General features: G+C 46.7%; 7 protein-coding genes and 5 pseudogenes. 4 read left to right on the top strand and 8 right to left on the bottom strand.

The features are described from left to right. From mdtF to hdeD, 5 genes and pseudogenes are all read right to left on the bottom strand, one after another. A pseudogene (gene mdtF, locus QWY90_RS17095) lies at positions 1–2,152 on the bottom strand (multidrug efflux pump RND permease MdtF); the annotation flags it as partial. Positions 2,153–2,176: 24 nt separating this feature from the next. Then, positions 2,177–3,016, bottom strand: a pseudogene (locus tag QWY90_RS17090) (efflux RND transporter periplasmic adaptor subunit); the annotation flags it as partial. Beyond that, on the bottom strand, positions 2,967–3,146 hold the full coding sequence (locus QWY90_RS17085; protein ID WP_500683663.1) for a hypothetical protein: 180 nt from the start codon (positions 3,144–3,146) through the stop codon (positions 2,967–2,969). The pseudogene QWY90_RS17090 and the gene QWY90_RS17085, both read right to left, overlap by 50 nt. 528 nt (positions 3,147–3,674) lie before the next feature. Beyond that, positions 3,675–4,202 (bottom strand): annotated as a pseudogene (gadE, locus tag QWY90_RS17080) (acid resistance transcriptional activator GadE). A 797-nt stretch (positions 4,203–4,999) separates the two neighbouring features. Further along, positions 5,000–5,572 (bottom strand): acid-resistance protein HdeD, encoded by a 573-nt coding sequence (gene hdeD / locus QWY90_RS17075; RefSeq protein ID WP_290283976.1) that lies wholly within the window; start codon positions 5,570–5,572, stop codon positions 5,000–5,002. 265 nt (positions 5,573–5,837) lie between these two features. Here hdeD and hdeA point away from each other — a divergent pair. The 4 genes and pseudogenes from hdeA to QWY90_RS17055 form a co-directional block, all read left to right on the top strand. Continuing rightward, positions 5,838–6,148, top strand: a pseudogene (gene hdeA / locus QWY90_RS17070) (acid-activated periplasmic chaperone HdeA); the annotation flags it as partial. Between the two features lie 124 nt (positions 6,149–6,272). Then, a complete protein-coding gene (gene hdeB / locus QWY90_RS17065; protein ID WP_290283975.1) occupies positions 6,273–6,584 on the top strand; it encodes an acid-activated periplasmic chaperone HdeB in 312 nt (103 codons plus the stop codon). 314 nt (positions 6,585–6,898) lie between these two features. After that, positions 6,899–7,126, top strand: a complete 228-nt coding sequence (locus tag QWY90_RS17060) for an MgtC/SapB family protein (RefSeq protein WP_500683662.1) — start codon at positions 6,899–6,901, stop codon at positions 7,124–7,126. Beyond that, positions 7,083–7,310, top strand: a complete 228-nt coding sequence (locus QWY90_RS17055) for a hypothetical protein (RefSeq protein WP_001411557.1) — start codon at positions 7,083–7,085, stop codon at positions 7,308–7,310. Before QWY90_RS17060 ends, QWY90_RS17055 begins: the two co-directional genes overlap by 44 nt. A 51-nt stretch (positions 7,311–7,361) precedes the next feature. On the opposite strand, the gene QWY90_RS17050 is transcribed toward QWY90_RS17055, so the two are convergent. The 3 genes and pseudogenes from QWY90_RS17050 to shuU form a co-directional block, all read right to left on the bottom strand. Continuing rightward, positions 7,362–7,607: an ATP-binding cassette domain-containing protein gene (locus QWY90_RS17050; RefSeq protein WP_290283973.1), complete on the bottom strand. Its 246-nt coding sequence runs from the start codon at positions 7,605–7,607 to the stop codon at positions 7,362–7,364. Between the two features lie 327 nt (positions 7,608–7,934). Continuing rightward, positions 7,935–8,129 carry an ATP-binding cassette domain-containing protein gene (locus QWY90_RS17045; RefSeq protein WP_290283971.1) on the bottom strand — a complete coding sequence of 65 codons (195 nt, stop codon included), beginning with the start codon at positions 8,127–8,129 and terminating at the stop codon, positions 7,935–7,937. Next, positions 8,126–8,635: pseudogene (shuU, locus tag QWY90_RS17040) on the bottom strand (heme ABC transporter permease ShuU/ChuU); the annotation flags it as partial. The pseudogene shuU and the gene QWY90_RS17045, both read right to left, overlap by 4 nt.

Raw genomic sequence — 8,635 nt, 5'->3', positions numbered from 1 at the left:
TGCGTTCGGGCGTACCCCGGTGACCTGATTCGGTGCTTGCGCTGCCAGTGATAACAGCTCGTTTCGTGCCTGGGTTAGTTTTTCGTGCCCCAGGTTACCGTTGTCTAGCAGTTCCATATCAAAACCTGACGCGTACCCAGTTCAGCCACCGCGGGTAAGTTGAACGGGAAGACGACGGCTTTATTGATACTGCTTAGCGCAATCATTGCCCGCTGAATGATCGCGGTAACCGAGTTTTCCTCACCGACACGTTCAGACCACGGCTTGAGACTGATAAACGCCAGACCGTTGTTTTGCCCCTGGCCGCTGAAGCCAAAGCCGCCAACGGTAAACACCGACTGAACATTATCTTTCTCTTTTGTAAGATAATAATCCGTCACCTGTTGCAGCACTTTCGTGGTGTTAACCATGGTGGCACCGGAAGGTAACTGCGCGGTGGTCATAAATACCCCCTGATCCTCTTCTGGTAAGAAAGAGGTCGGCGTGCGCAGGAACAGCACCGCCATCCCGGCGCAAATCAGCAGGTAGATCACCATGTAGCGACCGGTACAACGCAACAGTGAGCGGGTGCTATCGGTATAGTGCTGAGTTGATTTTTCAAACAGCGTGTTGAAGCGTGCGAACAGGGCATTAGGTTTGTGACCGCCTTCCGGCGCGGCTTTCAGAATGGTGGCGCACAGGGCAGGGGTCAGGCTCATTGCCACAAATACTGAAAGCAGCATGGAGGAGATCAGCGTGATGGAGAACTGGCGGTAGATCTCCCCGGTTGCACCGCTCATAAAGGCCATCGGCATAAACACTGCGGAAAGAACAACGGCAATACCGACCAGCGCACGTTGGATCTGCCCCATCGATTTATGCGTCGCTTCCTTCGGCGGTAGCTTATCTTCCGCAATGACACGCTCGACGTTCTCCACCACTACGATGGCGTCATCCACCAGTAACCCTATCGCCAGCACCATCCCGAACATAGTTAACGTGTTGATGGTGAAACCGACCGCCGACAAGATCGCAAACGTCCCGAGAATAACCACCGGTACGGCAATCGTCGGGATGATTGTGGCACGGAAATTCTGCAAAAACAGATACATGACCAGGAAGACGAGGATGATAGCCTCAACCAGTGTTTTGAAAACTTCCTGAATAGAAATTTCGATAAACGGCGTGGTGTCGTAAGGATAAACCGTCTTCAGACTTGCCGGGAAATAGGCTGATAAGCGGTTCAGTTCCTCTTTGACTGCCCGCGAGGTATCCAGGGCGTTTGCTCCGGTAGCCAGTTTGATGGCGATCCCGGCAGCAGGTTTGCCGTTATAGCGCGCCACGGTGGAATAATCTTCCGCCCCAAGTTCGACGCGGGCGACATCACGCAGCAGCACTTGCGAACCATCTTGCTGAACTTTCAACAGGATTTTGCCAAATTCTTCCGGCGTTTGCAGACGCGTCTGCACAATGATCGAGGCGTTTAGTTGCTGGTCTGCCGCCTGTGGCATGCCACCCAGTTGACCACCAGAAATCTGGTTGTTTTGCACCTTAATCTGGGAAATAACATCGGAAGGTACCAGGTTATATTTATTGAGTTTTTGCGGGTCCAGCCAGATCCGCATGGCGTACTCGGAACCAAAGAGCTGTACGCTACCAACGCCCGCGGTACGGCTTAGCGGGTCTTTGATATTAGACGCTACATAGTCCGCGATATCGTACTGGTTGAGGCTGCCGTTATCAGAAATAAACGCCGCAACCATCAGGATATTACTGCTCGATTTATCGACGCTAATCCCCTGCTGCTGCACTGCTTCAGGTAATGAAGGCATAGCGAGTTGCAGTTTATTTTGCACCTGAACCTGTGCGATATCAGGAGATGTCCCAGTCTCGAAGGTCAGAGTGATAGAGGCATTACCCGCCGCATCACTGGTTGAAGACATGTACATCAGGCCATCAAGCCCATTCATATTTGCTCAATCACCTGAGTGACCGAGTCTTCTACCGTTTGCGCATCGGCACCCGGATAGGTAGCGCTGACGGTAATGGTCGGTGGCGCAATCTGCGGATACTGCGCAACCGGTAAGTTCATGATCGCCAGACCACCTGCAAGCATCATAATAATGGCAAGTACCCAGGCAAAAACCGGGCGATCAATAAAATAGTTAGCCATGAAAGTCCCCTTAAGCCTGCAACGTTATTGTTTCGATTCGGTGCTGGCGTTTTCCTGGCTGGAGGAAATTGCTCGTGCTTTGATACCCGGACGAATGCGTTGCAAACCGGAAACGATCACCCGATCGCCAGCCTGCAAGCCAGAGGTGACAACCCACTGGTCGCCGATGGCTTTGCTGGCTTCAATTTCGCGTAGCTGCACGACATCGTCTTTATCCAGAATGAGCGCCGTTGCTTTACCCTGGGCGTTGTGGGTGACGCCTTCCTGCGGCACCAGTAATACATTCTGGCGGCTACCTTCATCCACTAATGCCGTGACATACATGCCAGGCAGCAAGTCACCATTTGGGTTGGGGAAAATCGCCCGTAACGTCACGGAGCCCGTGGTTTCATCAACCGTCGGGTCGGAGAATTTCAGCGTGCCGGTCTGGCTGTAACGTTTACCATTTTCCAGATTGAGCTGTACTGGCGTACTGCCCTGAACCTGTTTGATTTGCCCACTGGCGACCTCTTCTTTCATGCGTAAGAAATCTTGCACCGACTGCGTGAGATCGACATAAATCGGGTCCAGACGTTGTACGGTAACCAGCGAATCTGCCTGATTAGCGGTAACGAGTGCGCCGACGGTCACCGACGATTTCCCGCTGACGCCCGTAATCGGCGAGGTGACATTCGCGTATTGCAGATTGATCGTCGCCTGTTCAACAGCCGCTTTGGCGACGGTGACATTGGCTTCTGCTTCATTCAACTGGGTGCGCGCGGTGTCGTAATCCTGACGGCTAACGTAGTTGGTCTTCAGCAACGATGCCTGGCGGTTAAAGGTGATACGGGCATTGCTGGCGGTAGAGAGCGCTTTCGCCAGCGAGCCTTTGGCGGAGTTTTAGCTCGGCCTGTAAAGGTGCAGGATCAATCTGATACAGCGAATCGCCCTGGTTCACTTTATCGCCTTCGATAAAGTTGCGTTTAATGATAATACCGCCCACCTGGGGACGTATCTCGGCAACTTCATAAGGAACGGTTCTACCGGCAATTCGCTCAACACATTGACCGACCCAGGGGAGAGTGTGACGACACCGACCTCAGGCGTCATGGCGGCGGTGTTTTCCGCCGATTTGTCATCGCAGGCGGTGAGCATCGCGCCGCAGAATAACAACGGTATTAAACAGCTTTCTTCTTCTGTTCATTTTATTCCCTGAAAATTCTTGAGAAATAACGGTTCTTTAAATTGCGCGCGAGGAGAGATATGAGGGATTTACAGACCAGCGGCATAGTGGGGTTGTCAGCCAGTAAGGTGGGATACAGGCATAGTGATCGACATGGTGAGGTCAACGACAAAAAAAAATGTTGCCGTTCTGCCAACAGTTCCTGCCAGCATTCGGGCAACGAAGGGTTCTACTGGTGGATACACATACCAGGGGAATAAAGTCGTTTTAGCCTCTCCTTTAGTAATCACCGGGGGTAATGAAATCAGCATCTGCATCCCTCGTCATGCCAGCCATCAATTTCAGTTGCTTATGTCCTGACTAAAAATAAGATGTGATACCCAGGGTGACGATGTCGCTCATACGTCTTAGTTTCAGCTTGTACATAATGTTGAATTTCTGAATCTTTAATGTTTGTTGCGAAATATTAAGCGCCGACGTGATATGCTTTCATTTTTATTTTTCAGAATCAGTTGCATAATTTTGAACTGATTATGTGAAAAACATAATTGTGAATTCTTATGGGGCAAGTGTTTACCATAAGTAATCTCAAGAAGATTTTTGATACTTTCTTTGCGGCTAACAAAATAAAATAGGCGCTTTAGCTTTTAGTTTACTGATGTGATAAGGTGCCAAAACAATAATTCTCTCGGCATCTAATTTCTCCAGAAATTTAATCGCTTCTTCATCAAGGATATGATTGTGATAGGTATCAATGATAACCTTGAAGGGTTTATTGCCTACTTTTTTGATCTCTGACAGGGAATTGATTTTTATCATTTCGTGATTATCTTTCAACTGCCAAAAGCCCTGTAAAAGAAAAGAATCTTTCGTCATGAGAAAAATCATAACTTGCTCCTTAGCCGTTATCGTTTCGAACATGTCATCCTTTTCATTATTTACATCTTGTCCGAATCGTTGTTCAATATAGTAAACGCCTATAAGAACTTTGCCCTTCGTGAACTAATACGTCTATTAACACTAATCAATACTTCAGATTTATCCATCACGCACTCCATATATTGATCCTAAGTAAGATTCCTGGTTGTTATCAGCTTGTAAATAGCAAACAAAAAGTTAACGTTTGCGGATTACTGCCCAAGAATAAGTTATCAATAACCAGTTTGTGATCTCTGAAGAATATTACTAAAGTTAAAATGTAATCCGATTTAAATATCGAGTCTCCTTGTTTCGACTTAAGCTGGCAATTGGATTGCCAGCTTTCTTTTAACGCATTGAAATTACCTGAGTAAATAACACATTCATGTCTTCAGGTTTTTTATATAGCGTCTGGAGACACGGATATTTATGCAATGTAATCACGCCAGTTGCAAAAAAATGAACCCGGATTACTTATTTAACCGCCCATAGCATCACGCTTACGGAAACTCTTTGTTCACTTTCCCACAGCACTTTTAAAACATTAAACTGACTACGGAAAATATCAGCCATGATAATGTTTGAAATGGCTAATTTGCCATGGAGTGAAAAAAAATTAGATGAAATTCAGTAGGTTTGAAATAATCACTAGCAGGTAATTATTTCAATGATAGTGCGCAATTGATCTACAACACTGCGTAGCGGAGAGAGTATTAATCGGATCATAGTCACATCAAGTGACTATGATCCGGTGACAACCGGGATAATTATTGCTGCTTAACGAACAAACTGGCGAAGCTGAACAGGCTGGCGGCGCTAAATATCAGTTCAATTCCCACCAGTGTGGAAACCAGCGTTACAGACACCATCGGCGTTGCACCAAGGAATATCCAGGCAATGACGATATCCAGCACACCAATAACGAGCTGTAGCCAGCTGCCTTTCATTGAACGCTGACGATACCAACTCATCAGGCGAATAACCCCTGCAACACAGAACAAACCGGCAATAAATGCCGCAATGGCAAAAATGCCAGCTCCGTGTGCGCGGATGAAGAAATAGCCGATCAATAAATAGGCGACTGCGACGAGGAAACCGGATAATACCGGCCAGAAATTATGACTGCGGTTGCTGAATAACCCGACAATAAGCGCAATACCCGAGCAGATTAATAATGCACCCACTACTGTGCTTAAAATATCGCCAGAGACGAACGGGAAACTGATACACAGCAACCCGACGATAAACAGCAGCACGGCAATAAACTGGATTGCTCTGCGATGCTTTTTCAGCATCTCCAGATCAAACTTCAAAATTGTTGCCTTATCTATATATAACATAGAACCACCCTATAAAATTAAGAAGAAAATCCCCTGCTATCAATCTATGCCAAAAACGCGTCTAAGAATGCAGTCGATTTAATAAAAATTTCCTAATTGCAGTATCTGATGCATCTGTAACTCATTGTATTGAAATAAAAATATCTTATTTTGATATTTTCCATCAACATGACATATACAGAAAACCAGGTTATAACCTCAGTGTCGAAATTGATTCGTGACGGCTCTTTCACTTTATAGTTGAGGATATTACGATGAAAAAAGTATAGGCGTTATTCTTGGTGGTCTGCTTCTTCTGCCAGTTGTGAGCAATGCAGCGGATGCGCAAAAAGCAGCTGATAACAAAAAACCGGTCAACTCCTGGACCTGTGAAGATTTCCTGGCTGTGGACGAATCCTTCCAGCCAACTGCAGTTGGTTTGCTGAAGCGCTGAACAACAAAGATAAACCAGAAGATGCGGTTTTAGATGTTCAGGGTATTGCAACCGTAACCCCAGCTATCGTTCAGGCTTGTACTCAGGATAAACAAGCCAACTTTAAAGATAAAGTTAAAGGCGAATGGACAAAATTAAGAAAGATATGTAATTCCGGGAATGCGTTACATCGTACTTCCTTGCATATTGAACAGGCCGGAATATCTTGCTTTAAAAGCAGCTATTCCTCCTGTTCATATATAATCTCTATATTGAATGGGTTACAAAATGAATATTTCATCTCTCCGTAAAGCGTTTATTTTTATGGGCGCTGTAGCGGCTTTGTCACTAGTGAACGCACAATCTGCGCTGGCAGCCAATGAATCCGCTAAAGATATGACCTGCCAGGAATTTATTGATCTGAATCCAAAAGCAATGACCCCGGTTGCATGGTGGATGCTGCATGAAGAAACAGTATATAAAGGTGGCGATACCGTTACTTTAAATGAAACCGATCTCACTCAAATTCCTAAAGTGATCGAATACTGCAAGAAAAACCCGCAGAAAAATTTGTATACCTTCAAAAATCAAAGCATCTAATGACTGCCGAATTAATGAGGTACAAGTAAAAAGGAGTAGCAAGTTGAGCCATCTTGCTGCTCCTTTTTGCATTTTATATGACAGCAGAATTTATTATACGTCTTATACTCGCGGCAATTGCCTGTGGCGCTATTGGCATGGAAAGGCAAATGCGCGGCAAAGGAGCAGGTTACGCACACATGTATTAATTGGCATGGGGGAAGCGCCCTGTTTATGATTGTTTCGAAATATGGTTTTGCTGACGTACTGTCTTTAGATCACGTCGGACTGGACCCCAGCCGTATTGCTGCTCAGGTGGTGACGGGCGTCGGGTTATCGGTGCAGGTAACATTCTCGTTCGTAACCAAAATATTGTAGGTTTGACGACGGCAGCGGATATCTGGGTGACCGCCGCCATAGGTATGGTTATTGGCAGTGGTATGTACGAAACTGGGTATTTATGGTTCAGTGATGACCTTGCTGGTGCTGGAAGTCTTCCATCAATTAACCTTCCGCCTGATGAACAAAAATTACCATTTACAGCTGACATTAGTGAACGGTAATACGGTATCAATGCTCGACTGGTTTAAGCAGCAAAAAATAAAAACTGATTTAGTTTCGTTGCAGGAAAATGAAGATCATGAAGTGGTCGCCATTGATATCCAGCTTCATGCCACAACGTCGATAGAAGATCTGTTGCGATTATTAAAAGGTATGGCAGGGGTGAAAGGCGTTTCAATTAGCTAATCTGTATAGTTATTTATTCGCAGGAGTACCAGTGCGGTACTCCTGTTGCTTTTAATGATCGAGGACGATCAGTGGTGAATGGTTGGCAGGATCTTTAAGTACGGTAATATCCGCGCCGTAGAGCATTGTCAGCGCCTGCTGTGTCAATACGTCCTGCGGTTTACCATTTGCGATAACCTTTCCTTTTTGCATTAATACAATACGGTCTGAATAACGCGCGGCAAGATTTAGATCGTGCAATACGCAGCAAACATTGAACTGCCGTTCGTGAACTAACTGGCGTAATAAACGGAACAAGTGCTGCTGATGGTGAATATCCAGCGCCGAAGTTGGTTCATCAAGAAATAACCATTCGGTGAGGGAGTAGGTTCCCAGAGTTGCACCAGCAGGCGCGCTAATTGCACGCGCTGTTGTTCACCACCGGATAATTGCCGATAGTCGCGGTTTGCTAACGCCTGACAGTCACATAACGCCATTATTGTGCTGTTTCATTATCCTGATTACCAGTACGATGCGGATGCCGACCATCTGGATAACTTCTTGTACGCTGAATGGAAAACGCCATGTGGCTATTTTGACGCATCACGGCCCGGTGTTTCGCCAGTTCAGTAATCGACCATTCATTTAATGGCTTATTAACAACCGACATTCGCCGCTATCAGGTTGAAGGTAGCCGGTTAACTGGCGAAGCAGCGTAGATTTTCCCGCACCATTAGGGCCGAGAATGGCAACAATTTCCCCACCGGGAAAAGTCAGCGAGACATTATCAGTCAGACGCCGCCCCTGAAGGCTATAAACCAGATTCTGGGCGCTGATCATGTGATCCTCCGATTTCGCAGAATCAACCACATAAAATAAGGGCCACCAAGCAGGCTGGTTAATAATCCCACGGGCATTTCTGCTGGCTGTACCAGCGTGCGGGCAAGCGTGTCTGCCATCAGCAATAAACAGGCTCCGGCGAGGGCGGAACAAGGGATTAGCCAGCGGTGATTTGCTCCGGTAGTCATGCGAATCAGATGCGGGATCACCAGGCCAATAAAGCCGATAATGCCGCTTACCGATACGGCAGCACCAACGAGCAGTGAGCTCACTAACAGTAATTGCTGGCGTTTACGCTTAACGTTCACGCCGAGGTAATGGGCTTCTTCATCACCGAGCTGCAGTAAATTCAGCGTTCCGGCGAGACAAGTTGTTGCGATAATGGCCGGTAGGATGAATGAACTGGCAACCAATAATGTCGGCCATTGCGCCTGTCCAAGATTGCCCATCATCCACAATGTGAGTTGTCGTAGCTGCTGCTCATCGCCGATATAGCTCAGGATGCC

Source organism: Flavobacterium paronense (genome assembly GCF_030409795.1).
Lineage (GTDB): Bacteria > Bacteroidota > Bacteroidia > Flavobacteriales > Flavobacteriaceae > Flavobacterium > Flavobacterium paronense.
The sequence above is the reverse complement of the archived record's forward strand: the minus strand, read 5'-3'. Positions and strand labels throughout refer to the sequence as shown.

Coding starts and splice junctions, on each gene's coding strand:
- hdeD (WP_290283976.1), bottom strand. CDS start 5,572: ATGTTATATATAGATAAGGCAACAATTTTGAAGTTTGATCTGGAGATG.
- hdeB (WP_290283975.1), top strand. CDS start 6,273: ATGAATATTTCATCTCTCCGTAAAGCGTTTATTTTTATGGGCGCTGTA.
- QWY90_RS17055 (WP_001411557.1), top strand. CDS start 7,083: ATGAACAAAAATTACCATTTACAGCTGACATTAGTGAACGGTAATACG.
- QWY90_RS17045 (WP_290283971.1), bottom strand. CDS start 8,129: ATGATCAGCGCCCAGAATCTGGTTTATAGCCTTCAGGGGCGGCGTCTG.